Annotated in this window: 27 protein-coding genes and 1 pseudogene; 6 read left to right on the top strand and 22 right to left on the bottom strand. The window is 70.2% G+C overall.

Annotation, left to right across the window (positions count from 1 at the left end):
* Window positions 1–35 precede the first annotated feature (35 nt).
* A complete protein-coding gene (locus tag PQS31_RS07675; protein WP_272762076.1) occupies window positions 36–962 on the bottom strand; it encodes a LysR family transcriptional regulator in 927 nt (308 codons plus the stop codon).
* 130 nt (window positions 963–1,092) lie between these two features.
* Between PQS31_RS07675 and PQS31_RS07670 the strand changes: the two genes are divergently transcribed.
* Window positions 1,093–1,497, top strand: coding sequence for a RidA family protein (locus PQS31_RS07670; RefSeq protein ID WP_272762075.1), 405 nt, complete (start codon window positions 1,093–1,095; stop codon window positions 1,495–1,497).
* Between the two features lie 174 nt (window positions 1,498–1,671).
* On the opposite strand, the gene PQS31_RS07665 is transcribed toward PQS31_RS07670, so the two are convergent.
* From PQS31_RS07665 to PQS31_RS07655, 3 genes are all read right to left on the bottom strand, one after another.
* A complete protein-coding gene (locus PQS31_RS07665) occupies window positions 1,672–3,069 on the bottom strand; it encodes a sorbosone dehydrogenase family protein (protein ID WP_272762074.1) in 1,398 nt (465 codons plus the stop codon).
* Entirely contained in the window at window positions 3,066–3,506 is a 441-nt protein-coding gene (locus PQS31_RS07660; RefSeq protein WP_272762073.1) for a DUF2231 domain-containing protein, read from the bottom strand. Before PQS31_RS07660 ends, PQS31_RS07665 begins: the two co-directional genes overlap by 4 nt.
* A gap of 155 nt (window positions 3,507–3,661) precedes the next feature.
* The gene (locus tag PQS31_RS07655) at window positions 3,662–4,417 is read right to left on the bottom strand and encodes an SDR family oxidoreductase (protein ID WP_272762072.1); all 756 of its coding nucleotides are present in this window, start codon (window positions 4,415–4,417) and stop codon (window positions 3,662–3,664) included.
* Window positions 4,418–4,559: 142 nt separating this feature from the next.
* Here PQS31_RS07655 and PQS31_RS07650 point away from each other — a divergent pair, with 142 nt between their 5' ends.
* A complete protein-coding gene (locus PQS31_RS07650; RefSeq protein ID WP_272762071.1) occupies window positions 4,560–5,432 on the top strand; it encodes an AraC family transcriptional regulator in 873 nt (290 codons plus the stop codon).
* A gap of 97 nt (window positions 5,433–5,529) precedes the next feature.
* Window positions 5,530–6,342 carry a formate/nitrite transporter family protein gene (locus tag PQS31_RS07645; RefSeq protein WP_272762070.1) on the top strand — a complete coding sequence of 271 codons (813 nt, stop codon included), beginning with the start codon at window positions 5,530–5,532 and terminating at the stop codon, window positions 6,340–6,342.
* A 111-nt stretch (window positions 6,343–6,453) separates the two neighbouring features.
* On the opposite strand, the gene PQS31_RS07640 is transcribed toward PQS31_RS07645, so the two are convergent.
* The 13 genes and pseudogenes from PQS31_RS07640 to rlmE form a co-directional block, all read right to left on the bottom strand.
* A complete protein-coding gene (locus tag PQS31_RS07640) occupies window positions 6,454–6,867 on the bottom strand; it encodes an H-NS histone family protein (protein WP_272762069.1) in 414 nt (137 codons plus the stop codon).
* A pseudogene (locus PQS31_RS07635) lies at window positions 6,864–7,414 on the bottom strand (YgjP-like metallopeptidase domain-containing protein). The gene PQS31_RS07640 and the pseudogene PQS31_RS07635 overlap by 4 nt, the downstream one beginning before the upstream one ends.
* A 52-nt stretch (window positions 7,415–7,466) precedes the next feature.
* The gene (locus PQS31_RS07630) at window positions 7,467–8,759 is read right to left on the bottom strand and encodes an adenylosuccinate synthase (RefSeq protein ID WP_272762068.1); all 1,293 of its coding nucleotides are present in this window, start codon (window positions 8,757–8,759) and stop codon (window positions 7,467–7,469) included.
* A 457-nt stretch (window positions 8,760–9,216) separates the two neighbouring features.
* Window positions 9,217–9,405: a DUF2065 family protein gene (locus PQS31_RS07625; RefSeq protein ID WP_272762067.1), complete on the bottom strand. Its 189-nt coding sequence runs from the start codon at window positions 9,403–9,405 to the stop codon at window positions 9,217–9,219.
* Between the two features lie 13 nt (window positions 9,406–9,418).
* Window positions 9,419–10,282: a protease modulator HflC gene (gene hflC, locus PQS31_RS07620; protein WP_272762066.1), complete on the bottom strand. Its 864-nt coding sequence runs from the start codon at window positions 10,280–10,282 to the stop codon at window positions 9,419–9,421.
* Window positions 10,279–11,460, bottom strand: a complete 1,182-nt coding sequence (gene hflK / locus PQS31_RS07615) for an FtsH protease activity modulator HflK (protein ID WP_272762065.1) — start codon at window positions 11,458–11,460, stop codon at window positions 10,279–10,281. The genes hflC and hflK overlap by 4 nt, the downstream gene beginning before the upstream one ends.
* Before the next feature lie 140 nt (window positions 11,461–11,600).
* Window positions 11,601–12,917 (bottom strand): ribosome rescue GTPase HflX, encoded by a 1,317-nt coding sequence (hflX, locus tag PQS31_RS07610; RefSeq protein WP_272762064.1) that lies wholly within the window; start codon window positions 12,915–12,917, stop codon window positions 11,601–11,603.
* Between the two features lie 32 nt (window positions 12,918–12,949).
* A complete protein-coding gene (gene hfq / locus PQS31_RS07605; protein ID WP_272762063.1) occupies window positions 12,950–13,228 on the bottom strand; it encodes an RNA chaperone Hfq in 279 nt (92 codons plus the stop codon).
* A 147-nt stretch (window positions 13,229–13,375) separates the two neighbouring features.
* The gene (gene miaA / locus PQS31_RS07600; RefSeq protein WP_272762141.1) at window positions 13,376–14,296 is read right to left on the bottom strand and encodes a tRNA (adenosine(37)-N6)-dimethylallyltransferase MiaA; all 921 of its coding nucleotides are present in this window, start codon (window positions 14,294–14,296) and stop codon (window positions 13,376–13,378) included.
* 65 nt (window positions 14,297–14,361) lie between these two features.
* Window positions 14,362–15,873, bottom strand: coding sequence for a sodium/proline symporter PutP (gene putP / locus PQS31_RS07595; protein WP_272762062.1), 1,512 nt, complete (start codon window positions 15,871–15,873; stop codon window positions 14,362–14,364).
* A 119-nt stretch (window positions 15,874–15,992) separates the two neighbouring features.
* The gene (folP, locus tag PQS31_RS07590; protein ID WP_272762061.1) at window positions 15,993–16,886 is read right to left on the bottom strand and encodes a dihydropteroate synthase; all 894 of its coding nucleotides are present in this window, start codon (window positions 16,884–16,886) and stop codon (window positions 15,993–15,995) included.
* Window positions 16,887–17,383: 497 nt separating this feature from the next.
* Window positions 17,384–19,309, bottom strand: coding sequence for an ATP-dependent zinc metalloprotease FtsH (gene ftsH, locus PQS31_RS07585; RefSeq protein WP_272762060.1), 1,926 nt, complete (start codon window positions 19,307–19,309; stop codon window positions 17,384–17,386).
* Window positions 19,310–19,363: 54 nt separating this feature from the next.
* A complete protein-coding gene (rlmE, locus tag PQS31_RS07580) occupies window positions 19,364–19,996 on the bottom strand; it encodes a 23S rRNA (uridine(2552)-2'-O)-methyltransferase RlmE (RefSeq protein WP_272762059.1) in 633 nt (210 codons plus the stop codon).
* Between the two features lie 84 nt (window positions 19,997–20,080).
* Here rlmE and yhbY point away from each other — a divergent pair, with 84 nt between their 5' ends.
* Entirely contained in the window at window positions 20,081–20,386 is a 306-nt protein-coding gene (gene yhbY, locus PQS31_RS07575; protein WP_272762058.1) for a ribosome assembly RNA-binding protein YhbY, read from the top strand.
* Window positions 20,387–20,404: 18 nt separating this feature from the next.
* The gene (locus PQS31_RS07570) at window positions 20,405–20,794 is read left to right on the top strand and encodes an Mth938-like domain-containing protein (protein ID WP_272762057.1); all 390 of its coding nucleotides are present in this window, start codon (window positions 20,405–20,407) and stop codon (window positions 20,792–20,794) included.
* On the opposite strand, the gene PQS31_RS07565 is transcribed toward PQS31_RS07570, so the two are convergent.
* From PQS31_RS07565 to surE, 5 genes are all read right to left on the bottom strand, one after another.
* Complete coding sequence (locus PQS31_RS07565; RefSeq protein WP_272762056.1) at window positions 20,795–21,691, bottom strand: hypothetical protein; 897 nt, start codon at window positions 21,689–21,691, stop codon at window positions 20,795–20,797.
* A gap of 389 nt (window positions 21,692–22,080) precedes the next feature.
* Window positions 22,081–22,842, bottom strand: coding sequence for a peptidoglycan DD-metalloendopeptidase family protein (locus PQS31_RS07560; protein ID WP_272762055.1), 762 nt, complete (start codon window positions 22,840–22,842; stop codon window positions 22,081–22,083).
* The gene (locus PQS31_RS07555; RefSeq protein WP_272762054.1) at window positions 22,839–23,423 is read right to left on the bottom strand and encodes a YqaA family protein; all 585 of its coding nucleotides are present in this window, start codon (window positions 23,421–23,423) and stop codon (window positions 22,839–22,841) included. The genes PQS31_RS07560 and PQS31_RS07555 overlap by 4 nt, the downstream gene beginning before the upstream one ends.
* Complete coding sequence (locus PQS31_RS07550) at window positions 23,423–24,121, bottom strand: protein-L-isoaspartate(D-aspartate) O-methyltransferase (RefSeq protein ID WP_272762053.1); 699 nt, start codon at window positions 24,119–24,121, stop codon at window positions 23,423–23,425. Before PQS31_RS07550 ends, PQS31_RS07555 begins: the two co-directional genes overlap by 1 nt.
* Window positions 24,118–24,900: a 5'/3'-nucleotidase SurE gene (gene surE / locus PQS31_RS07545; protein WP_272762052.1), complete on the bottom strand. Its 783-nt coding sequence runs from the start codon at window positions 24,898–24,900 to the stop codon at window positions 24,118–24,120. The genes PQS31_RS07550 and surE overlap by 4 nt, the downstream gene beginning before the upstream one ends.
* A gap of 94 nt (window positions 24,901–24,994) precedes the next feature.
* Here surE and PQS31_RS07540 point away from each other — a divergent pair, with 94 nt between their 5' ends.
* The gene (locus PQS31_RS07540) at window positions 24,995–25,552 is read left to right on the top strand and encodes a Smr/MutS family protein (RefSeq protein ID WP_272762051.1); all 558 of its coding nucleotides are present in this window, start codon (window positions 24,995–24,997) and stop codon (window positions 25,550–25,552) included.
* The last annotated feature ends 229 nt before the right edge of the window (window positions 25,553–25,781 follow it).

Raw genomic sequence — 25,781 nt, 5'->3', positions numbered from 1 at the left:
ATGCAGCGCCGTCGCCTCCCGGCGTGCCGCCCGGCTCAGACGGGCGGTCGCGTGGTCGCCGGCATGTGCCGGTCCATCAGCTCGACCACCCAGTCGACGAATGCGCGCAGCTTGGCGCTGACGTGGCGGTTGGCCGGAAACGCGACGTACATGGGCATCGGCGCCATGCGCCAGTCCTCGAACAGCGCGACGAGATCGCCGCTCGCCACGTGCGCGTCGGCCATGTAGGCCGGAAGCCAGATCACCCCGAGGCCCGCGAGGCCGGCGGCCAGATACGCATTGCCGTCGTCCAGCGCCACGACGTAGCGTCCGTGGACCAGCACGGACGTCTCGCCACGCTGCATCGCATACGGCAGCGGCTTGCCGGTGCGCGCCCACAGGAAACCGACGATGCGATGGTGCCCGTCCTCGAGGGCCTGCGGCTGCGAGGGCTCGCCCATGCGGTGCAGATACGTCGGCGCCGCGTAGACGCCGAGCTGCAGGTCCCCGGCGTGCCGCGCGACGAGCGACGGGTCGGTGATCGTGCCGCCCCGCACCACGCAGTCGACGTTCTCGCCGATCAGATCGACGCGCCGGTCGCTGACTCCGAGATCGAGCTGGATGTCCGGGTAGCGCGCATGGAATTCCGGCAGCGCGGGTACGAGCAGGGTGCGCGCGAAGGGGCTCGGCACGTCGACGCGCAGACGGCCACGCGGCGCGGCCGCGGCGCTCGACAGACTGGTCTCGGCATCGTCCAGATCGCCCAGCAGGCGCACGACGCGCTCGTAATAGGCCGCGCCGTCGGCGGTCACGGCGACCTGCCGTGTGGTGCGGTGGAGCAGCTTGACCCGCAGATGCGCCTCCAGCTGCCCGATCAGCTGGCTCACCGTGCTGCGGCTCGTGCGCAGGGTTTCGGCCGCCTTGGTGAAGCTGCCGGCCTCCACCACACGCACGAAGGCCTGCATCGCATCGAAACGGTCCATCGGGCATCCAGCGCGGAAATTGTGCGGATTCTACGAACAGTGCTGTCGGGCATCGCGTGTTTATCCCCCGCGAGCAGGCCGGCAGACTGGCCGCATCGCAGGTTACCGGGCACAGCCCAGAGGAGACGCCATGCCGACACGCGACGCCGTGTTCCCCACCCACCCCCACGCGCTCTACGCGATGCACCGCTACTCGCCGGCGATCCGCTCCGACGGCTTCCTGTTCGTCTCGGGCCAGGTGGGCGCGCGTGAGGACGGCTCGCCCGAGCCGGACTTCGAGCAGCAGGTTCGACGCGCGTTCGACAATCTCAACGCCGTGCTCGCCGCCGCCGGCGCCCGCTTCGACGACGTGGTGGACGTGACGTTCTACGTGGTCGATCCGGCAAGCCGCTTCGAGCGCGCCTGGGCCATCGTGCCGGAATACTGGGGTCAGGCGCCCTTTCCTGCCGCCACCGTCGTCGGCGTGACCTGGCTGGCCGGCTTCGATTTCGAGATCAAGGCGGTGGCGAAGTTGCCGGAAAACGCCGCGCACTGAGTGGGGCCGCCGGCGGTCGCGGCGCCCGGCGCGGGTGCGCGTCCGGCTACGCCCGGCGTCTGACGCGACGCGTGCCCCCGCCCGCTTCGCGCCGATCGACCGGCCCCTGCGCATCCGGAGGCCATGCAGAACGAAGGGCCCGTCCGGGCCCTCGTTCGTGTCCCGCCGCCGGGTTCAACCGGCCGGCAGCGTTGCACCGGCCGCTGCGGGATCGGTGGCCGCGGGCTCCGCGGCCGGGGACGCCGGCAGGCCCGGCGCGCCCCCCGTCGGGGTGATCCGCCAGATCGTGTTCGCGAGATCGTCGGCCACCAGCAGGGCGCCGCGCGGATCGACGGTGACGCCGACCGGACGTCCACGCGCCTTGCCGTCCGGCCCGAGGAACCCGGTGGCGAAGTCGATCGCCTCGCCCGAGGGGCGGCCGTCGCGGAACGGCACGAAGGTGACCTTGTAGCCCGACGGCGGCGAACGGTTCCAGCTGCCGTGCTGGCCCACGAACACGCCGTTGGCGAACTGCGCACCCAGTGCCGGCGTCGAGAACGCGAGGCCCAGCGCGGCGACGTGCGAGCCGAGCGCATAGTCCGGCGTGATCGCGGCGGCCACCTTTTCCGGCCTCTGCGGGCGCACGCGATCATCGACATGGTTGCCCCAGTAGCTGTAGGGCCAGCCGTAGAATCCGCCCGGTCGCACGCTGGTGAGGTAGTCGGGGACGAGCTCGTCGCCGATCTCGTCGCGCTCGTTTACCACCGCCCACAGCTGATCCATGCCCGGTTGCATCGCCAGCGCGGTCGGGTTGCGCAGGCCGGTGGCGAACACGCGATGGAAGCCGGTCTGCGCATCCACCTGCCACACCATGGCGCGGTTCTCTTCCACGGCGAGGCCGCGCTCGGTGATGTTGCTGTCGGAGCCGATGCCGACGAACAGGTAGCGGCCGTCGGCGCTGATGGTGAGCGCCTTGGTCCAGTGGTGGTTCACGGCGGCCGGCAGCCGGGTGATCTCCTGCGGCGGGCCGGCCGCATTGACCGCCCCTTCGGTGTAGTCGAAGCGCAGCAGCGCGTCCTGCGTGGCGACATAGATCGAGCCGTTGCCGAACGCCAGGCCGTACGGGGCGTCGAGATTTTCGGCGAACACCGAGCGGCCCTCGTAGTTGCCGTCGCCGTCCCCGTCGCGCAACAGCGTGAGCCGGTTGCCGCTTTCCACCTGGGTATTGCCGCGGGCCTTGATGACGCCGGCGATGATGTCCTTCGGCGTGAGTTTCGGCGCGCGTCCGCCGCGGCCTTCGGCGACCAGGATGTCGCCATTGGGCAGCACCAGCATCTGCCTCGGAATGAGCAGGTTGTCGGCGATCGGCGTGATCTCGTAGCCCGCCGGCACCGTCGGCAGCTCGTCGCCCCATTCGGTGGGCAGCGAGATCTTCAGCGTCGGGAACAAGCCGCGCTGCGGCTTGGGCAGATCCGGCGACGGACCGACGTAGGTCTCGTCCGGCGTGCCGCCACATGCGGCGAGGGCCAGTGCCAGCGCCGCGGTCAGGGCGCGGGTGAGCCGCGCGGTCGAACGCCCGGGGAGACGGTTCACGGCAGCACCTCCCGGCGACGCCGTGTGCCGCCGAGCGCGAACCACAGCGTCGCGCCGATCGACAGCACGCACAGCACCGACCACACCAGGGCCTGGGGCATCTTCTGCCAGGCGTCCATCGCGTGGATCAGCGAGTTGAGCACGCCGAGCACGCAGGTCAGTGCCAGCAGACCCACGTACATCAGGCGCGTCCGCGTGCGCGCACCCGGCGCGAACAGCGAGACCAGCGCCCAGATGACGGCCGGCACCGCGAACACCAGCGCGCCCACCAGCAACCAGGACGCGAAGTTGGTCCACTGGATCTCGTAGCTGCGTGCGTAGGCGATATCGGCGATCAGCGCGCCCAGAAACAGCGGAAACGCACTGCTGACCAGCAGCAGATGCACGGGGTGCAGCGGCCGGTGCACCGGCGCTGCGACAGCGGGAAGTGTGTCCATCGGAGGTCTCGTCGAAGGGGCGGTCGTGCGAGCCGCACGGTGCGAGCGGCACCATCGACGATCGGGGCGCAAGACCCGGTGAATGCGTGCCGGGTGCGCCCCGGTTCCGGTGGCCGCACCCGGCCATCGCCAGCGCGGCCACCGGATCGCGTCACTCAGATGGCCTGCCCGCCCGACACTTCGATCCGCTGCGCGTTGACCCAACGGTTCGCTTCGCCGAGCAAGGCCGCGATCATCGGGCCGATATCGTCCGCCACGCCCACGCGGCCCAGCGCCGTGATGCCGGCCAGATGCGCGTTGACCTCGGCGTTGTCGCGCACGACGCCGCCGCCGAAGTCGGTTTCGATCGCACCCGGCGCCACCGTGTTCACCGCGATGCCGCGGGCACCGAATTCCTTGGCCATGTAGACGCTCAGCGTCTCCACCGCGGCCTTCGCCGCCGCATAGGCTGCGTAGCCGGGATAGGCGAAGCGGGTGAGTCCGGTGGAGATGTTGACGATGCGCCCACCGTCGGCGATCAGCGGCAGCAACGCCTGGGTGAGGAAGAACACGCCCTTGAAGTGCACGTCCACCAGCCGGTCGAACTGCGCCACCGTGGTCTCGGCGATCGGCGCGGTCTCGCCATGGCCGGCGTTGTTGACGAGATGGTCGAAGGTCTCGCGCTGCCAGGTGTCACGCAGCGTGCTGCGCAGGCGCGTCACGAAGGCGGGAAACGCGTCGACCTCGCCGGTGTCGAGCTGCAGTGCCACCGCCCTGCGGCCCAGGGCCTCGATGTCCGCGACCACCGCCTGCGCCTCGTCGGCGCTGCCGCGGTAGGTCACCACCACGTCGCCGCCGCCGTGGGCGATGGCGAGCGCGGTGTTGCGGCCGAGGCCGCGGCTGGCGCCGGTCACGAGTGCGATCGTGCTCATTGGAGTCTCCGTAGGAAGGTTGCGAGGAACGTTGCACAGCGTGCCCGCGGCCCCCGGCCCCGGGTTGCCGGAACCTCCGCGGGACTTGCGCATTCCTGCCACCGGCGTGCGCGCCCCGTCGCCCCGGCGCTACGATCCGCGCATGTCGACCTTGCTCGAAGCTGTGCGCCACTATGCCGACGCCTACGCCGGCGCCGACGGCCTCGCGGCCTCCTCCATCCCCGGACTGATGGCCGTGCGTGCGCTCGCGCCCAGTGCCTTGATGCACGACGTGCAGCGACCGCTGGTGTGCCTGGTGCAGCAGGGCGGCAAGCGCGTCACCTTCGGCACCCGCGCCTTCGAGTTCACCGCCGGGCACTCGCTGCTGATCACCGCCGACGTGCCGACGGTCAGCCAGATCACCTCCGCCAGCGCCGCGGCGCCCTACTACTCGCTGGTGCTGGAACTCGACCCGGCCGTCATCGCCGATCTGGTCGCAGAGATGGGACCGCCACCGGACGACGACCCGCGCCCGGTGCGCGTGCACCCCACTGAACCCGAGGTCGCCGACGCCGCGCTGCGGCTGCTGCAGCTGCTCGAGCAGCCCGATGCCCTGCCCGTCCTGCAGGCCCAGCGCGTCCGCGAACTGCACTACTGGCTGCTCGCCGGCCGCCACGGCCAGGCCATCCGCCAGCTCGGCTGGCCGGAGGGCCACGTGCCCCGTATCGCGCGCGCGGTGAAGCGCCTGCGCCGGGACTTCAGCCAGCCGCTTCCGGTCGATGCCCTCGCCAGCGAAGCCGGCATGAGCGCGTCGGCCTTCCACCGCCATTTCAAGGCGATCACCTCCCTGTCGCCGCTGCAGTTCCAGAAGCATCTGCGCCTGATCGAAGCACGCCGGTTGATGCAGTCCCAGGGCATGGCGGCCAGCAGCGCTGCCTACGCCGTGGGGTACGCCAGCGTGCCGCAGTTCACCCGCGAGTACGGCCGCATGTTCGGCGCCCCGCCCGCGGCCGATGCCCGCGCCGCCGCGGGTTGATCCGGGACAGGCACGCGCGGCGTCGCGCGGGGGCCGTGGCCGCCCGCTTCACCGCCGGCCCGGTATAGCTGGATGCTCCGACGAACGGATGCGCCCCATGGCCGACGCCTCGCCCGACATCGCCCCGCCCGACGCCATCGCGCGTGCGATCGCCGACACCTGCGTCGACAAGGCGGCTCTGCCCGCGGGCCGGATGCTGGCTCTCGGCGCGCTGGCCGGCGCCTACATCGGTTTCGGCAGCCTGGTCGCCGTGCTGATCGGCGCCGGTGCAGACGCCCTTCCCTATGGTCTGGCCCAGATCGCCGCGGGCCTGGGTTTCGCATTGGGGTTGATCCTGGTGCTGCTGGCCGGCGCGGAACTGTTCACCGGCAATACCCTGATGACCGTGCCGCTGGCCCAGCGCCGGCTCGGGCCCACCCAGCTGTTGCGCGCCTGGGGCCTGGTCTGGTGCGCCAACCTCGCCGGTGCGCTGCTCCTGGCGCTGCTCGCCATCGGCGCCGGCCTGCATCTGGCGGGGGACGGCGCGTTCGCTGCGTCCGCCGTGGAGATCGCCGCCGAGAAAACCTCGAAGCCCGCCGCGCGCATCGTCGCCAGCGGCATTCTGGCCAATCTGCTGGTCTGTCTGGCGGTCTGGATGGCCGCCGGCGCGAAATCCGCCGTCGACAAGGTGGCCGTCATCGTGCCTCCGGTGGCCGCCTTCGTCGCGCTGGGCCTGGAGCATTCGATCGCCAACATGTCGCTGCTGCCGCTCGGGCTGCTGGCGCAGGCGGCCACGGGGGCCGATCTTCCGACGGGCCTGTCGTGGAGCGCCGCCGGCATGAACCTGCTGTGGTCGACGCTCGGCAACATCATCGGCGGCGGCGGACTCGGCCTGGCCTACTGGGCCATCCATCTGCGCGGCCGCGCCTGATCCGCTGCAGGCCGGGTCACTTCGACTGCGCCGCCACTATTCGCGGCACAAGGCCGCCGCGACCGCGCCGGCCGCACGGAGCGTCGGGCTCCAGGCGTCATCGCACCGGCGTCAACCCGGCTTGTAGACCGATCTCTGTCCGATCGCGTCCGTTCTGGCGGTGGGCCTCGCGAGGCCGGGAATCAGGAAATCCGCCGCGCTGTGCCCGCGCCTGACCCGCTCGGCCAGCCAGCGCGGCATGCGTCCCCGTCCCGACCAGGTGTTGCGCCGGTTGTCCGGGTCCCGGTACTTCGGCGCGACCTTCACCCGTGCGCGCTTTCTCGCCGGCTTGCGGCCCGTGGCCGGGGCCGCCTCCGGGCCGAACACCGCGTCGATGCTGTAGCCGTAGGACGCCGCCAGGTCGATCAGCGCCTGGCGCACCACGGCTGGGGGACGCCGGTTGGCCAGCACCTGCAGCCGCCGCTCGGCCGCGCGCACCAGCCGGTCCAGCTGACGCAGGTCGAGTGTGTCGAGGTCGATCGTCATTGCATGGTGTCCCGGGCTGACGGTTGAAGCGCATCGGCGCGCCGCGAACAGGCGCGCTGCGTGGCGTCCAGCTGCGTGAGATACAGGCGCGTATCGAACTCCAGCTGGTGGTAGTCGGGCTCCATGTGCGTGCACAGCTGGTAGAAGGCCTTGTCGTGCTCGGCCTCCTTCATATGCGCGAGTTCATGGACCGCGATCATCCTCAGAAACGGCGCAGGCGCGTCGCGGAACAGGCTGGCAATGCGGATTTCGCGACTCGCCTTCAGCCGGCCACCCTGCACGCGGGAGACGGTGGTGTGGGTCCCGAGCGCGTGCTTGACCACCTGCAGTCTGCCGTCGAAGAGCACCTTTCCCAGAGGCGGCGCCTTGCGCATGTGGCGCTCCTTGAGCGCCTGCACATAGGCATAGAGCTGGCCGTCGTTGCGCACCGCGTGTGCTTCCGGATACTTCGACGCCAGCCACGCGCCGAGGCGGTCCTGCGCGATCAGCGCGCGCACGTGCGCTGCACCTGCGGTGGATAACCGCCGAGATACTTCAGCGGTTCCATCAGGCACGCCCCCGCATGCGCGGGGTCGTGTCCGAACTGGCCGACGCCTCGGTCAAGCGAAGGGATCCTGCAGCACCATCGTGTGCGCACGGTCGGGACCGGTGCTGACGATGCTGATCGGGCAGCCGGCCAGTTCCTCGAGCGCGCGCAGGTAGGCACGTGCCGCCGGCGGCAACTTGTCCCACTCGGTGATGCCGTGAGTGTTCTCGCTCCAGCCCGGGAACTCGAGATAGACCGGCGTGCACTCGTCCCAGCCCGCCGCATCGAGCGGTGCGTACTCGGTGCGCTTGCCGCGGTACTCGTAGGCGATGCAGATCTTCAGCTTCTCCATGCCGTCGAGCACGTCGAGCTTGGTGATGCACAGGCCGGAAATGCCGTTGATGGCGACGGCGCGCTTGAGCGCGACGATGTCCATCCAGCCACAGCGACGCGGGCGGCCGGTCGATGCGCCGTATTCCTGGCCGCGGTCGCGGATGCCCTGGCCGATCTCGTCGTCGAGTTCGGTCGGGAACGGGCCGCCGCCCACGCGCGTGGCGTAGGCCTTGGCGATGCCGAGCACGTAGTCGATCGCGTCGGCGCCGACGCCGGTGCCGGCCAGGGCGCCGCCGACGGTGGTGTTGGAGCTGGTGACGTAGGGATAGGTGCCATGGTCGATGTCGAGCAGCGCACCCTGCGCGCCCTCGAACAGCACGCGCTTGCCCTGCTTGCGCAGGTCGTGAAGGATGCCGGCGACGTCCGACTTCATCGGCTCGACGTACTCGCCGAAGGCCAGTGCCTCGTCGTAGGTCTTCTGGAAGTCCACGGCGTCGACGCCGAGGTACTTGGTCAGCACGAAGTTGTGGTAGTCGAGCGCGGTGCGCAGCAGGTCTTCGAGCTGCTTGGGGTAATGCAGGTCGGCCACGCGGATGCCGCGGCGCGCCACCTTGTCCTCGTACGCCGGGCCGATGCCGCGGCCGGTGGTGCCGATGGCCTTGCCGCCGGCCGCCTTCTCGCGCGCCTGATCGAGCGCGATGTGGTAGGGCATGATCAGCGGCGTGGCCGGGCTGATCTTCAGGCGCGAACGCACCTCGACACCCGCGGCTTCGAGCTCGCCGATTTCCTTGATCAGCGCCGCCGGACTCAGCACCACGCCGTTGCCGATCAGGCACAGCGCGTCGTCGCGCAGGATGCCGGAGGGAATGAGGTGGAGAACGGTCTTCTTGCCGCCGATCACCAGCGTGTGGCCGGCGTTGTGACCGCCCTGGAAGCGCACGACGGCGCCGATGTCCTGCGTGAGCAGGTCGACGATCTTGCCCTTGCCCTCATCGCCCCACTGGGCGCCGATTACGACGACTGACTGACCCATCTTGATGACTCCTGGTTTCGCATTGCGGCCATCGGGGCCGCAGACAGGGACCGCGGCGGGCCTGGCGGATTGCTGCGGCCCGCTCCATCGGGGAACGGCCGCCGCGCCGGGCCCGGACACGGAAAAAGCCGGCGGTTCGCTCTGCTGAGAGTCGGCCCGTCCGGCTTTTCGGCATTATCCGGATATCGGGGGACCGGGGCCACCTGTTCGGACCGGCGGTTCATGCCCGGAGGCGTCGCCCGCACCGGGCGCGGACGCGGCGCGACCTCGATGCTGTGCCCGGGCGCCGGAACGCCGGCGGTGCGTGACGCCGGCGGGTCCGCTGCTGTCATGCGCTGGGGTTCGAGCCCCGCCGCGCGAACGAGCGAACCAGACGATATCGCCGATGCGGGCAGCACCCGCGTGCAGCGTCGCGCGTTCGCGCGTTGGTGACCGCCCCCGCCGGGCTGCCCGGCGGTCAGCCCCCGCGCACCAGATACAGCGCGACCAGCCCCACAGCGAGTACGCCGGCACCGATGCGACGCAGCAGCGTCGACGGCATCCCGAGCATCCGCGCGGCGTTACGCTTCCAGGCGTCCGGGGCGGCGAAGAGGATCAGGCCCTCGATCACGAACACCAGGCACAGTGCGGCCCACAGATCCGACATCGGGCCGCCGGCCTCAGCGGTCGCTGCGCATGTACTGCAGGAACGGGTCGTTGCGCTCCAGCACGATCACGCTGTCCCCGCTCTGGAACGCCGCGCGGTATGCCTCGAGGCTGCGCTGGAACGCGTAGAAGCCCGGGTCGCGCCCGGCGGCCTCACCGTAGATCCGGGTGGCCTCGGCATCGCCCTCACCGCGCAGGGTCTGCGCGTCGCGCTCGGCCTCGGCGGTCAGCACGACCTGCTCGCGATCGGCCTGACCGCGGATCGCGCGCGCCTGCTCCTCGCCCTCGGCACGCAACGCCGCGGCGACCTGGCGACGCTCGGCGCGCATGCGGTCGTAGACCTGGCCGATCACTTCGCTGTCGGTGGGCAGGTCGATCTGCTTGAGGCGGATGTCGATGATCTGCATGCCGAGCGACTTCGATGCCTCGTTGATCGCCGGCAGCTGGCGCTCGACGAACTCGGAGCGGTTGCCCGACACCAGTTCGGTCAGCGTGCTGGCGTTGATCTCGTTGCGCAGCGAGTTCTTGATGATCGGCTCGAGACGCAGCTGGGCGCTGTCCTCGTTGCCCTGGGTGGCGCGGTAGAAGGCGGTGACGTCGTTGATCATCACGATCGCCACGAAGTCCACGCTGACGTCCTTGCGTTCCGAGGTCAGCGAGCGCTCGGGCGAGAACGCGCTGGCGTTGAAACGCGTATCGAAGACACGTGCGGTCTCGATCAGCGGGATCTTGAAATGCAGGCCCGGGCCGACATCGGTGCGCGCGATGCGACCGAGGTTGAACACCATGCCCACCTGGCCCTCGCGGACCACGTAGACCGACCCCATCAGGCCCAGCAGGACGACGATGATCAGGGGGATGACGAAATTGAGTCTCATCGGGACGCTCCATCACGCGGCGGGCGCGGCAGCTGCGAGGTGCGGGCGGCGGGCTCCTGGCTGGGCGCACGCGTCGCTTCGATCGCCGGCGACAACACCTCCGGCGGCAACAGCGACGGCGCGGCCTGCGCACTGCCCTGCCCGGCCATCGGCACATAGATCAGCTGGCGACCGTCGCCGCCCACGACCGTGCGGTTCTCGGCCAGCACCTGTTGCACCGTTTCCAGCCACAGACGCTTGCGGGTGACATCCGGCGCGCCGCGATAGGCGTCGACCAGCAGGGAGAACCGGGTGGCATCACCGGTGGCGCGCGCGATCTCGGCCTCCTTGTAACCCTCGGCCTGGGCGCGGATACGCGCCGCCTCGCCTCGTGCCTCGGGCACGATCTTCGCGGCGTAGGCCCGGGCTTCGTTGATCAGGCGCTCGTTCATCTGCTGCGCGCTGTTGACCTCGTCGAACGCAGGCTTCACTTCTTCCGGCGGACGCGCGTCCTGCAGATTCAGATCGGTGACGAACAGGCCGGTGCGGTAGCTGTCGAGCGAGGCCTGCAGCGAGGTCTGCGCCGCGGTCGACAGCGGACCACGCGCGTTGAGCGCGGTGTCGAGGTTGGCGCGGCCGATCTGCTCGCGCACCGCGCTGACCGCGGTCTGCTCAAGCACCTCGCGGGCGTTGCGGGTGCCAAACAGATACTGCGTGGGATCCCCGACGCGGTACTGCACGTTGAACGACACCACCACGATGTTCTCGTCGCGGGTGAGCACGGGCACGGTATTGCTGAAGGACTGCACGGTGGTCGCGTCGACCTTGATCACCCGCTCCACCGGCCACGGCAGCTTGAAGTTCGGGCCGGGCTGCATCACCCGCGCGGCCTGGCCGAAGCGCAGCACCACGCCGCGCTGCTGTTCGCCGACCAGCACGAAGCAGTTGAGCAGCAGGATGACCACCAGGCCGATCACCACCCAGCGCAGCGGGTTGCCGCCGCCACCGCCGAACAGGTCGCGCAGCTGGTTCAGCGCACGGTCGACGCCGTTGCCACCACCGCCACCGCCGCGGCCACCACGCCCACCGCCCCCCGTGCGCCGGGGCGGCCAGGGATTGCGCGGTTCGTTCCCGTCGCGACCGGTGTTGCGGTCGGGGGAGTCGTTGTCCTTGTTCTTGCCGGGAATGTTCCAGGCCATGCCTGCTCCAGTCTGGTGCGCCGCCTGCCCGGGGCAGCGCGGGGGTCGCATAGTCTAACCGGCTCGTGCCCGCCGGGTCCGCCGAACCCTTACGGCCACGGCCGGAGGGTGGATCATGCCGCGCGACGCGCGGCGGGGAATCAGAACGCGTCGTCGTCGGGCGGCAGCAGCGGCCGGAGCGCGGCGCCGTCGGGCTGCGCGGCCAGACGCGCGGCGTCGGCGTGGGCCAGATCGACGTGCAGGTGCCAGCCGTCCTCGTCGCTGCGCTCCTCGCGCACCGCGTCCAGGGCGTGCAGGCGCGCGTGCAGACGTCCGGCTTCGGGCGGCAGGTGCAAGGCACCGGCGACGCGCCGCATACCCAGCCGGCGCGCCAGCGCGCGGGACAGGAGATCCAGCCCGAGACCATCACGCGCGGAAATCCACACCGACTCGCGCACGGCGTCGTCGGCCAGCGCGGCCGGGTCCTGGTCGTAGCGCGGCTGCGCGTTCTCGATCCGGTCGATCTTGTTGAACACCAGCAGCTGCGGCAGCTCGCCCGCGCCGATCTCGCCGAGTACGGCGTCGACCTGGCGGATGCGTTCGTCGCGCAGCGGATCGGCCGCATCGATGACGTGCAACAGGAGATCGGCCTCGCGCGCTTCGCTCAACGTGGAGCGGAACGCGGCGACGAGTTCGTGCGGCAGGTCGCGGACGAAACCGACGGTGTCGGCGAGCACGACCGAGCCTCCCGACAGATCCACCCGGCGTACGGTGGGATCGAGCGTCGCGAACAGCTGGTCGGCGGCGTAGGCGTCGGCGCCGGTCAGCGTGTTGAAGAGGGTCGACTTGCCGGCATTGGTATAGCCCACCAGCGCCACGCGCGGCAGTTCGCTGCGCACGCGGGCGCGGCGCATCTGGGTGCGCTGCACCTCGACCTTGTCCAGGCGCGCCTGCAGCTGTTCGACGCGTTTCTGCAGCAGGCGGCGGTCGGTCTCGAGCTGGGTTTCGCCCGGACCGCGCAGACCGATCGAGCCGCCGCGCTGCCGCTCCAGATGGGTCCAGCCGCGCACCAGGCGCGTGGCCATGTGGCGCAGCTGGGCCAGTTCGACCTGCAGCTTGCCTTCGTGGCTGCGCGCGCGCTGGGCGAAGATGTCGAGAATCAGGCCGGTGCGGTCCACGACGCGGCGCTCGAGATACTTCTCGAGGTTGCGTTCCTGGCCCGGCGAGAGCCGATGATTGACGAGGATCAGGTCGGCGCCGGTCGCGTTCGCGGCCGCCTTCACTTCCTCGAGCTTGCCGCTGCCGATCAACGTGGCGGCGTTCGGCTTGTCGATGCGTGCCGGAATGACGGCGGCCACATTCGCGCCCGCGGAGCGGGCCAGCTCGGAGAACTCCTCGAGCACGCCGTCGTCGGTGGGGCCGTGCGCGTGCGGCTGGATCAGCAGCGCGTTTTCACCCTTGCGGGAGCGTTCGAACAATTCGGGTCAGGCCTCTTGGGTGTCGCGCGGGATCATTCGGACGGGTCGGGCGCCTCGCCGCCCTCGCCATCGGAGGACTCCACGACACCGCCACCCGGCGCCACGCGCACATTGCGCGCCGGCACCACGGTCGAAATCGCGTGCTTGTAGACCATCTGGCTCACGGTGTTGCGAAGCAGCACCACGAACTGGTCGAACGATTCGATCGTGCCCTGCAGTTTGATGCCGTTGACGAGGTAAATCGAGACCGGCACACGTTCGCGCCGCAGTGCGTTCAGGAAAGGATCCTGCAAGGATTGCCCCTTGGACATTCGTATTCCCCAGCGTGGTTGTTGTTATCGGGTGCTGACCCGACGCCGCGCTCCCCGCGCGACGTCCGCACGATGGTACACAACCGCTGCCGGATTCGGATGGGAACGGCCGGCCGCGCGCCGGAAACGTGCGTGGGGTCGCCGCGTTCAGGCCAGGAACTGACCGACCGCGTCATCCAGCGCCCCGCGTTGCGCCGCCGGGTCGAACCAGCGCACGGCATCGCCGCGGCCGCGCAGCCAGGTGATCTGCCGTTTGGCGAGCTGGCGGGTGGCCGCGACGGCGCGTTCGCGGAAGCCCTCCGCATCGCACCGGCCGTCGAGATGGTCCCAGGCCTGACGGTAGCCGACCGCGCGGATCGCCGGCAGGTCGAGCGGCGCAGGATGCGCACGCAGGGCCGGCATCGCCCGCAACGCGCGCACTTCGTCGAGAAACCCGGCGGCGAGCATCGCGTCGAAGCGCGCGGCGATGCGCTGGTGCAGCTCACCGCGGTCGGCCGGGGCGATCGCCAGCGACAGCACGTCGGCGGGGAACGGCGGTGTTTCCGGCACACGTCGCTGCCAGTCGCTGATCGGAATGCCGCTCAGGCGATGCACCTCGAGTGCGCGCTGGATGCGCTGTGGATCACCGGGCTTGATCCGCGCTGCCGCGTCGGGGTCGATTCCGGCCAGCTCGGCGTGCAGCGCCGGCCAACCGCGCGCCGTCGCCTCGGCCGTGATGCGCGCGCGCATGGCCGGGTCGGCCGGCGGCATCGGCGACAGGCCCTCCAGCAACGCGGCGAAGTACAGGCCCGTGCCGCCGGCGAGGATGGGCAGCCGGCCGCGCGCGAGGATGGCCTCGACCGCAGCGCGCGCGTCGGCCGCGAATTCCGCAGCCGAATACGTCTGCCACGGATCACGCAGATCGAGCATGTGGTGCGGCACGCGGGCACGCTCGGTCGCGTCAGGCTTGGCCGCGCCGATGTCGAGCCCGCGATAGACCAGCGCCGAATCGACGCTGACGATCTCGCCGCCGAAGCGCTCGGCCCACTCGAGTGCGAGTGCGGTCTTGCCCGACGCGGTCGGACCCATCAGCGCGATGGCGCGCGGACGCGCGCGCGTGGCAGCCGGTGCAGACGTCACGACGGCGGTGCGGTTCAGTAGCCGGTCTCGCGCAGCGACAGGCGCACCTGCTCGTGCGTCACCTGCACCGGACGCGACGGCGCCGGCCCGAGCAGGCTGACGACGATGATCGCCAGCGTGGCGACGGCGAAGCCCGGCACGATTTCGTACAGCGCCGAGCCCATGCGTTCGACGGCGATCTGCTTCCACGCGACCACGGTCAGCGCCCCCAGCAGCATGCCCGCGAGCGCACCGTTGCGGTTCATCCGCTGCCAGAACAGCGCCAGCAGCACCACCGGGCCGAAGGCCGCGCCGAAGCCGGCCCAGGCGTAGGCCACCAGTCCGAGCACGCGGCTGTCGGGGTCCCGCGCCAGCCACAACGCGACCAGGGCGACCAGCAGCACGCTGGCACGGCCCACCCAGACCAGCTCGGTCTGGCCGGCCTGCCGCCGGACGAAGCCGCGGTAGAAGTCCTCCGACAGCACACTCGAGCACACGATCAGCTGGCTCGACAGCGTGCTCATGACCGCCGCGAGAATCGCCGACAGGATCACACCGGCCACCCAGGGATTGAACAGCAGCTCGACCAGGGTGATGAACACCCGCTCCGAATTCGCGGTCACCGGCCCGGCCTGCTCCGGATGCTGCTGGAAATACGCGATGCCGAGAAAACCGACCGTCAGCGAGCCCGCCAGACACAGGATCATCCAGGCCATGCCGATGCGCCGTGCGGCCGGGATGGTTTCGACACTGCCCGCCGCCATGAAACGCGACAGGATGTGCGGCTGGCCGAAGTAGCCCAGGCCCCACGCCAGCAGCGAGACGATGCCCACCACGCCGAGCGCGCCCTCGCGGGTCCACGACAGCCGCGAGGCATCGACACCCCGGATCAGCTCGATGCTCGATTCGAAGCCGCCGGTGGTCATGTAGACGATCACCGGCGTGAGCAGCAGCGCGAACAGCATCAGCGTTCCCTGGGCGACGTCGGTCCAGCTCACGGCAAGGAAGCCGCCGATCAGCGTGTAGAGGATCGTCACCGCCGCGCCCCACCACAGCGCCTGCGCGTACGGCAGGCCGAATACGCTTTCGAACAGACGTGCACCGGCCACAACGCCGGACGCGCAGTACACCGCGAAGAAGACCAGGATCACCAGCGCCGAAATCACCCGCAGCATGCGACTGCGATCTTCGAAACGGTGGGTGAAGAAATCGGGCAGCGTCAGCGCATTGCCGGTGCGCTCGGTGTACACCCGCAGCGGACCGGCGACGAAGCGCCAGTTGAGATAGGCACCGCCGATCAGGCCGAGCGCGATCCAGGCCTCGGACGCGCCGCGCAGGTACAGCGCCCCCGGCAGGCCCATCAGCAGCCAGCCGCTCATGTCCGAGGCCCCGGCCGACAGTGCGGTGACGCCCGGCCCGAGCTTGCGACCGCCGAGAATGTAGTCGTCGAAGCTCTTGGTCGAGCGCCAGGCCACGATTCCGATCAGCACCATGGCCACCAGATACACCACGAAGGTCACGATCAGCGGCGTACTGGCGGTCATCATGTCTGGGTTCCCCTTCCCTCGATCAGACGGGCCGCCCTCGGGCGGCGCGAATTGGACGCGACAGCGTAACGCACGCGGCCCTCGAAACCGCCCGGCGCGATGCCGGCCCCGCGTGGCGCCTATTCGTCCGGCCAGCGGATCGCAGGCGCGGCGGCGACGCGCGGCGCGGGCACCGCGTCGACGGCGGTCCAGATCTTCAAGGCGTCGACGGTTTCGGCGACGTCGTGAACGCGCAGAATGCGTGCACCGCGCTGGGCGGCGATCAGATGCGCGGCCACCGAGCCGGCCATGCGCGCAGCCGGCGTCTCGCGCCCGGTGAGCGCACCGATGCTGCGTTTGCGCGACAGTCCAGCCAGCACCGGCACGCCGAGCTCGACGAAGCGCGCCAGCTGCGCCAGCAGGGCCAGATTGTGATCGGTGGTCTTGCCGAAACCGAACCCCGGATCGACGACGATGCGTTTCCTGTCGATGCCGGCCATCTCCGCCGAGAAGATCCGCTCGGCAAGAAACCGGTGCACCTCGCCGACGACATCGTCGTACTCCGGTGCGTCCTGCATGCCGCGCGGTTCGCCCTGCATGTGCATCAGCACCACCGGCACGCCGAGCGCGGCGGCGGTCTCGAGTGCGCCGGCGCGGCGCAGCCCGTACACGTCGTTGATCATCCCGGCGCCCGCTTCGACCGCGGCGCGCATGACCTCGGGCTTCGACGTATCGACGCTGATCGGCACCCGCGTGTCGCGTGCGAGCGCCTCGATGACCGGGATCACCCGGCGCAACTCCTCTTCGACCGAGACATCGGCAGCGCCGGGTCGCGTCGATTCACCGCCGATGTCGAGCAGATCCGCGCCGTCTGCCACCAGGCGCAGGCCGTGGGCGATCGCCGCCTCGGGTGTCGCGTGCGCACCGCCGTCGGAAAACGAGTCCGGCGTCACGTTGACGATGCCCATGACCCGCGGCACGTCGAGGCGCAGCGCGCGGCCGTTGCAGTCGAGCTGGGGAGCGGTATCGAACATCGGCGGCACCTGGGGGCATGGGAGACCGGGGATTGTCGCGACTGGGCGCCCGCGTGGACAGCCTCGCGCCGCGCGTGCGCGATCGCCGTCCGGGGCCGCGCGCGAGCCTGCCTCCTCGCGAATCGACATTACAAGCGCCGTGCGCCGCGCCTGGGACACGTGTGGCGTTGTGATCGCGACGCGCCTGGCGAGCGCGGGGTTCGCGCGCCCGCAGCCCAGGCTGCCGCCCGGGCCCGATTCGCATGTCCACGGCCCTGGCCTGCGGGATTGCGGGATGGCGCTCGCGAGTAGCCGGGCCCGGTGCCCGGTTCCGCCGATCGCTGGAAGGCGGACGCGTGCCCCGGAGTGTGCGCAGCGAAGACGTCTCGCGCTGTGGCCATCGGGCCGACGCCCCGGCATCGAGCGCGCTGCGCCGCTGGCGTCGAGACGTCCTCGCATCCGGACAACAAAAAAGCGGCCCGAAGGCCGCTCTTGTTCTGCGCAGACAGCGGTGAGGCTCAGGCCTGCTCCGCCGGACCGCCGATCGGAGGCGGGACCGGACGTGGCCCACCGCCGGCATCGCCGTCGCCTCCCTTGCCGGGGTTGGACTTGCCCCAACCCATCGGCGGCGGCGGCTCGCGGCCTTCCATGATCGCGTCGATCTGCGGCACGTCGATGGTCTCGTACTCGAGCAGCAGCTGCGACATGGCATGCAGCTTGTCGAGGTTCGCGGTGAGGATCTCGGTCGTGCGCTCATAGGCGCGGTCGAGAATCGTGCGCACCACTTCGTCGATCTTGCGCGCGGTGTCGTCGGACACCGACTTGTGCTGGGTGACCGAGCGACCGAGGAACACCTCGTCGTCCTCTTCGCCATAGGCGATCGGGCCGAGTTCGTCCGACAGCCCCCACTTGGTGACCATGTTGCGGGCCATCTTGGTCGCGCGCTCGATGTCGTTCGAGGCGCCGGTGGTGACCTTGTCCTCGCCGAAGATCAGCGCCTCGGCCACGCGGCCGCCGTAGAGCGAGCACAGCTGCGATTCGATCGCCACGCGGTTCATCGAGTAGCGGTCGCCCTCGGGCAGGTACATGGTGACGCCGAGCGCACGCCCGCGCGGGATGATCGTGACCTTGTAGACCGGGTCGTGCTCGGGCACGAGGCGGCCGACGATGGCGTGGCCGGCCTCGTGATAGGCGGTGAGCCTCTTCTCGTCCTCGCTCATCGCCATCGAGCGGCGCTCGGCGCCCATCAGGATCTTGTCGCGTGCGCGGTCGAAGTGGTCCATGCGGACTTCCTTCGCATTCTCGCGCGCCGCGAACAGCGCCGCTTCGTTGACGAGGTTCGCCAGATCCGCGCCGGAGAAGCCGGGCGTGCCACGGGCGACGACGAGCGGCTGCACGTCCTCGTCCAGCGGAACTTTGCGCATGTGCACTTTCAGGATCTGCTCGCGGCCCTTGACGTCGGGCAGGCCCACGACGACCTGGCGGTCGAAACGGCCCGGGCGCAGCAGCGCCGGATCCAGCACGTCGGGACGGTTGGTCGCGGCGACCACGATCACGCCCTCGCCGCCCTCGAAGCCGTCCATCTCGACCAGCAGCTGGTTGAGGGTCTGCTCGCGCTCGTCGTGCCCGCCGCCGAGACCGGCGCCGCGATGACGGCCGACCGCATCGATCTCGTCGATGAAGATGATGCACGGCGCCTGCTTCTTGGCCTGCTCGAACATGTCGCGCACGCGGCTGGCGCCGACGCCGACGAACATCTCGACGAAGTCCGAGCCCGAGATGGAGAAGAACGGCACCTTGGCCTCGCCGGCAATGGCCTTGGCGAGCAGCGTCTTGCCGGTGCCCGGCGGGCCGACCATCAGCACGCCGCGCGGGATCTTGCCGCCCAGCTTCTGGAAGCGCGACGGATCACGCAGGAACTCGACCAGCTCCGAGACTTCCTCCTTGGCCTCGTCGCAGCCGGCGACGTCGGCAAAGGTGACCTTGGTCTGCTCCTCGTTGAGCAGCTTGGCGCGTGACTTGCCGAAGGACATCGCGCCCTTGCCGCCGCCCTGCTGCATCTGCCGCATCATGAAGAACCAGAAGCCGATAATCAGCGCGACCGGCAGCAACTGGATGAGGATGTAGCCGAGGGAAATGCCGCTCGACGGCGGCGCCTGGTCGATGGCCACGTTGTGGTTCATCAGGTCGTCGATCATGCGGTCGTCGCGACGCGGCGCGATGACGGTGCCCGACTGGCCGCCCTTGGACTGGAACGTGATCGTGCGCTCGTCCTCGGCGATCTTCACCGACGCGATCTGGTCACGTCGGACCTGTTCCATGAACTGCGAGTACTGGACGTCCTGCCCCGCCGCGCCGGTGCGCGGGCTGAAGCTCTGGAAGATCACCATCAGCACGACGGCGACCACGACCCAGAGCAGCAGATTCTTGACCAGATCGTTCATGTTTCGGAATTCTCGAGAGGGGTTCGGTGGAACACTGGATGCCTCGGGGCCATGCTACTTCATCGTCGCGAGCTTGCCCTGGGCCAGGGCGTAGACCTCGGGCGAGCGCTGCCGCGATGCGGCCGGTTTGCGGATCGCGAGCTTGGTGTAGCGACGACGCAGCTGCCGCACGTACTCGTCGAACTCGGTGCCCTGGAACAGCTTGATCAGAAACGTGCCGCCGGGGCGCAGGTGGTGGTCGGCGAACTCCATCGCCAGTTCCGCCAGATGCATCGCCCGGGGCTGGTCCACCGCGTCGATACCGCTCTTGTTGGGGGCCATGTCCGACAACACAAGGTCCACCTGCTGGCCGCCGAGCGCGCGCTCCAGCGCCGAGAGGACCGCATCCTCGCGGAAATCGCCGTGAAGGAACTCCACGCCGGCCAGCGACGGCATTTCGAGAATATCGAGCGCGATGACCCGGCCGGTGTCGCCCAGTGCCTGCCGGACCCACTGCGACCAGCCGCCCGGCGCCGCACCGAGATCCACGACCACCATCCCCGGCTTCAACAGCCGGTCGCGCTCCACCAGCTCTTCCAGCTTGTAGGCCGCACGCGAGCGCAGCCCCTCGGCCTGCGCCTTCTTGACGTAGGGATCGGAGAAATGTTCCTTCAGCCAGCGCTGGCTGCTCTTGCTGCGTGTGGCCATCGCCGGTTCGTGCCGTCGCGGGAAAGCGGGTGCGGAGGCCATGATATCCTGCCTACCGCATCCATTTTCCCGATCGGTTCATCCATGAGTAACGTCCTGACCGCTGCCCAGACCCGTTTTCTGCGCGGCCAGGCCCACGGCATCAAGGCCCAGCTGCAGGTCGGCGGCAAAGGCGTGACCGATGCGCTGATCGCCGAACTCGACGGCGCCCTGGAGCATCACGAGCTGATCAAGGTGAAAGTGGGCGCTGCCGATCGCGAGGAACGCGACGCGATGATCGACCAGCTGGCCGAACGCACGGGCGCCGCGCTCGTGCAGCGGATCGGCCACACGGCCATCCTCTATCGCCAGAGCAAGGACCGCCGGCAGATCGTGCTGCCGCGTGCCTGACCGCGCGGTGCCCCGGCCATGCAGCTGAGTCTCGAACACCCCGAGTTCGACTACGTGCTCCGGGGCGCGGATGGACGCCAGGCCCTGGTCAACGACCGGCGCCTCACCCGCAGCTTCATCGTCGCCCCGCGGGCGCTGGTCGAGGACTGGCCGGCCGCGGATGTACGCACGCTCGACGTCGACGCGCTGGCGCCGGTGCTGGCGCTGGAACCCGAAGTGGTGCTGATCGGCACCGGCGACCGCCAGGGCTTTCCGCCCGCCGCGACGATGGCGGCCTGCCTGTCCAAGGGCATCGGCATCGAGGCGATGACCAATGCCGCCGCGGCGCGCACGTTCAATGTGCTCGCGGGCGAAGGCCGCCGCGTGGTGGCCGCCTTCGTGCTGCAGGACGACGCGACCGCGGCCTGATCAAGGCGGGTCGTTCTCGCCCGGGAACGTGACGAGGGTAATGCGGCCCTCGAGCGGCGCCGCGGTCAGGTCGTCCGGGCCCAGCCACACGAATTCTTCATCGTGCAGGGGCCGCGGCACGCGCATGACGCCGTCGGCCGTGATGCGGACCTCGCCCGTGATCCAGGGCGCCAGCATGCCGCCCGCATCGTCATCGGTCCGCACCCTCAGACCGCGCACGGGCGCCGGTATGCACCCGCGGTCCACGTCGTACGCTGTCGGCTGCAGGACGGCGAAACAGAACTGGCGCCCGTCGAAGGCGATCCGGATGTGGCCCTGTCCGTACGGGTTGGCGTCGAACCAAGCCTGCGCGGAGTCGTGGACCACGAGCCGCGCCAGCTCCCAGGTCCCGAGCAGGCTGCCGGCAGCCGGGCGGCGCGCCTCGGCATTGCGTGCGATGCCGGGATCGTCGAAGTCCGCACTGCGGTAGAACGCGATCGACCGAGGTTGCAGGGGCCGATCGGCCGCGGCGACATCGCCGAGCCTGCACAGCAGCACGCCGCCGCCCCCGCCCCCGCTCAGGACGCGCTCATCCCGGCTTCGCACCGCCAGCACGCCCGCATGCCGCCCGCCCGAGTCGAACAGGCGAATGCCCGTGGAGGCAGCCTCGACCCGGCCGAACTCCGACCGTTCCGGTCCGGTGGCGTCGGCCGGACGCCATTCGAAGGTCCTGTCGGGACGGAACACCAGCTTGGCGTTTTCCACGCCGCGCGGGTTGGTGCCGCGCACGTCGATACGGGCGTTGCCGCACAGCGCCCAGGTGCCCAGCAGACTGCTGAACTCGGTCGAGACCTCGGCGGGCAGGTCAGCTGCCGCCGTCCCTGCCATCGCGGCCAGAAGCACGACCGCCAGTCCCATGACGTTACTTGGCATCGGTGCGTCCATCCCGGTACATGTGCGGGCCAGCGTGCCCGCCCCAGCACGCCCGGGCCATCGCGGAACGGATGCGGACCGTGTAGGAATCCGCGCCGCCGTGGCCTGCACCTGCGATTACGCGCGTGTGTCGGCGACTGCGCGAGCCGAGGCCACGGCGAGCCGGCGCCCAGGACGCCCCGCCCACGAAGACGGGACGAGGCGGCCACCATTGCGCGTTCCGGACTGCGGTCCGTCCGGCAGGGACACCCGCGATCCGAGCGACCCGCCGGGATGGCGCGATGCCGCCCGCAGTCCATACGGCCGCGGCCTCGACGCACGCCGGGCGCGCTGCGCTTGGCCGGGGATCCCCTCTGTCGGACCGGCGAACCGACTCAGCGGGCAGGAAGATACGACAGCGGATCGACCGGCTTGCCGTTGTACCGGATCTCGAAATGGAGCATGTCGCGCGCGGCGCCGGTGCGGCCCATCTCACCGATCTGCTGGCCGGCCGAGACGCGCTCGCCCTCGTTGACCCGGCGCGTCCGGTTGTGGCCGTACGCCGACAACCACTGCTCGTCGTGCTTGACGATGATGAGTTCACCGTAACCGACCAGGCCCGAGCCGGAGTACACGACGACGCCATCGGCCGCAGCGCGCACGGCCTGCCCGCCGGTGCCGGCGATGTCGAGCCCCTGCTTGGTCGGATCGTTAGCCACGTAACGTCCGATCACCTGGCCGTCCGTCGGCCACTGCCAGCGGAAGGGACTGCGCGCCGGTGGGGGCGCGGCGGGTTGCGGCGGCGCCTGGGTGGGCTGGACCGGAGGTCGCTGCGCAGTGCCTGCGCTCGCACCGGTCGAGGGCCGACGCGGTGGTGTCGACGCCGTCGCCCCGCCGGGATACAGCCGCAGCCGCTGCCCCGGATAGATGGTGTAAGGCGCGCCGATGCCGTTCCACATCGCCAGATCCAGCGCGCTGATGCCGTTGCCGGTGGCGATGCGATAGAGCGTGTCGCCGCGCTGCACGGTGACACTCTGGCCCGGCTTGGGTGTGGACCTCGCGACGGGCGCGCTCGCGCTGCCGCCCTCGCGGATCACCCGGCTGCTGCCGCACGCCGCCAGCAACAGCACCGAAACCAGAAGCACCACGATCCTCATCCGCGCAACTCCATCCAGACCAGTGCGATGACCACGAGGCCCACCATCAGCCAGCCGAGCCACTCGATATAGCGCTTGAGCAGCGGCTCGAACCGGGGCCCACCCCAGGCCATCAACCCGGCGACGAGAAAGAAGCGCGCGCCGCGCCCCAGCAGCGAACCGATGACGAACGGTAGCAGGCCCACTCCCAGCGAACCCGACGCGATGGTGAACACCTTGTAGGGAATCGGCGTGAAGCCCGCCAGGAAGACGAACAGCAGGCCGTGCGCGAGAAACAGGGCCTGGATGCGTTCGAACGCCGGCTGCCAGCCCATACTCACGATCCACGGCCAGGCCAGGTCGAGCGCGAAGTGGCCGATCGCATAGCCGAGCAGGCCGCCCGCGACCGAGCCCAGCGTGCAGAGCAGTGCGAAGCGCCACCAGCGCGCCGGCTGCGCGAGCGCCATCGGTGCGAGCATCACGTCCGGCGGAATCGGGAAGATCACCGACTCCGCCGCACTCATCGCGGTGAGGTAACGCGGCGCATGCCGGTGGCGGGCCCACGCGAGCGTGGTGTCGTACATGCGCGCGAACAACGGCATCAGTCGATGTATCCGGAAAGAAGGGGGACGAAACTGACGGCGGCGATGTCCTGCTGGACCACCCGGCCGTCGTCCTGACGCCGGAGCACGAGCAGACGCTGCTGCGCGCCCTGCGCGCCGACCGGCGCGACGAGAATGCCGCCGGGCGCGAGCTGATCGGTGAGCGCTTCGACCAGCGCAGGCCCGGCCGCGGTGACGATGATGCCGTCGAAGGGTCCGTTCTCGGGCCAGCCGATGCGGCCGTCGTCGTGCTTGCTGCGGACGTTGAGACCGAGCGAGCGGAAGCGCTTGCGCGCGACCCGCAGCAGTTCGCCGATCCGCTCGACGGTGTGCACCTCGATGCCCAGCGCCGCGAGGATCGTGGCCTGGTAGCCGGAGCCGGTGCCGATCTCCAGCACCTTGCCGGGCATGCCATCGGCCAGCAGCGCCTCGGTCATGCGCGCGACCACCCAGGGTTGCGAGATCGTCTGGCCGTGGCCGATCGGCAGCGCGGTGTCCTCGTAGGCGCGCGTCGCGAAGGCCTCGTCGACGAACAGGTGCCGCGGCACGGTGCGGATCGCGTTGAGCACGCGCTCGTCCGAAATGCCGCCGCCTGGATGTGCGCCGTCGCGCAGCCGGTCGATCAGCCGGTCGCGCACGCGCTGCGAGGTCATGCCGACGCCGATGGCCTCGGGCTGGAGACGCAGGCGCGCCATCATGCCTGGGTCGCCTTGAGGTCGGCCTCGAGCCCGCCCACCCAGTTGGCGACGTGCTCGAGCGCCTGGTAACGGGTGAGATCGACGTGGATCGGCGTGATGGCGATGTGGCGCGTGCGCACCGCATGGAAATCCGTACCCGGGCCGGCGTCCTGTTCGGCGCCGGCCGCCCCGATCCACCAGAACATGCGGCCGCGCGGATCCTCCAGCGGCGTGCAGGCCTCGGCGCGATGCCGGTTGCCCAGACGGGTGACCTCGAAGCCCGCCAGCGACTCCCACGCGACGTCGGGCACGTTGACGTTGAGGATGGTGTCGGCCGGCAGCGGGTCGGCCTTCAGTCGGGCGACGATCTCGACCGCGGCGCGCGCGGCGGTTTCATAGTGGCGGCCGTCGTGGTTCTCGGTCACCAGCGACATCGCGACCGCCGGCAATCCCAGGAACCGCCCCTCCATCGCGGCGGCGACGGTGCCCGAATAGATCACGTCGTCGCCGAGGTTCGCAGTGTTGTTGATGCCGGACACCACGATGTCGGGTTCGACGTCGAGCAGGCCGGTGATCGCGACGTGCACGCAATCGGTCGGTGTGCCGTGGACCCGCCAGGTCGTGTCGTCCACCTGCACCACGCGCAACGGCAGGTCGAGCGTGAGCGAATTGCTCGCGCCCGAGCGGTCGCGATCGGGCGCGACGATCAGCACCTCGTGACCCGCATCGCGCAGACCCTGGGCGAGAATCCGGATGCCGGGGGCGTCGACGCCGTCGTCGTTGCTGACCAGTACACGCATGGATCGTTCTGCAGGCCCCGTGCCGTTTCGTCGGAATCGACATGATACCGGATGGCCGCATGCTCCCGACCCGCGCATCACGTACGCTGGCGGCATGAAACGCAGACGCGATCCCGAACCGCCGGTCGACGACGATGACGGCGCCCTGTTCCGCGCCGCGATCGGCCCGGTGCGTGAATTGCCGCAAGCGCCCCCGCCGCCGCAGCCCCCCCGCCCGCGCCCGTCCACGCGCATGGCCGAGCGCGACGAGGCCGACGCACGCAGCGAATTCAGACAGCTGCTCGACGGCCCGCTGCTGCAGGCGGGCGATGCGATGCAGTACCGCCGCGACGACGTCTCGCCGCGCGTCCTGCGGCGCCTCGGACGCGGGGACTACGCGGCGCAGGAAGAACTCGATCTGCATCACAGCGATGCCGCGCAGGCGACCGTCCTGCTGCGCATGTTTCTGCGCGACGCGATCGACGCGGGCGTCGGCTGCGTGCGCATCGTGCACGGCAAGGGCCTCAACTCCTCGCCCGATGCGCCCATCCTGAAGAATCTCGTCGACCGCCTGCTGCGCCAGCGCGCCGATGTCGTCGCGTTCCACAGCGCGCCGCCGGCCCAGGGCAGTACGGGCGCGGTGCTGGTGCTGCTGCAGCCGCGCAAGCGCTGACCTGCTGCACGTCGTCATCGTCGGCGCAGCAGCGGCGGCGCCCTGCCCGCGGGGCCTCACGCGCAGATCGCCGCACACCGCGCGGCCACGTGCCGACGCGGCCGCGCACGACCGATGCGCGTGCGCCGATCCCTCCAACGGCAGCCCGTTCCCGCTCTGCGCGCGCGGCTGTGCGATCGGCCGCCAGTCATCAAGCCGACGCAGCTGAAGCCTCGCGCGCATTACGGAC

Source organism: Luteimonas sp. BLCC-B24, assembly GCF_028550595.1.
Classification (GTDB): Bacteria; Pseudomonadota; Gammaproteobacteria; order Xanthomonadales; family Xanthomonadaceae; genus Luteimonas.
Note: the sequence above shows the minus strand (reverse complement) of the source record. Positions and strands in the feature narration are given on the sequence as shown.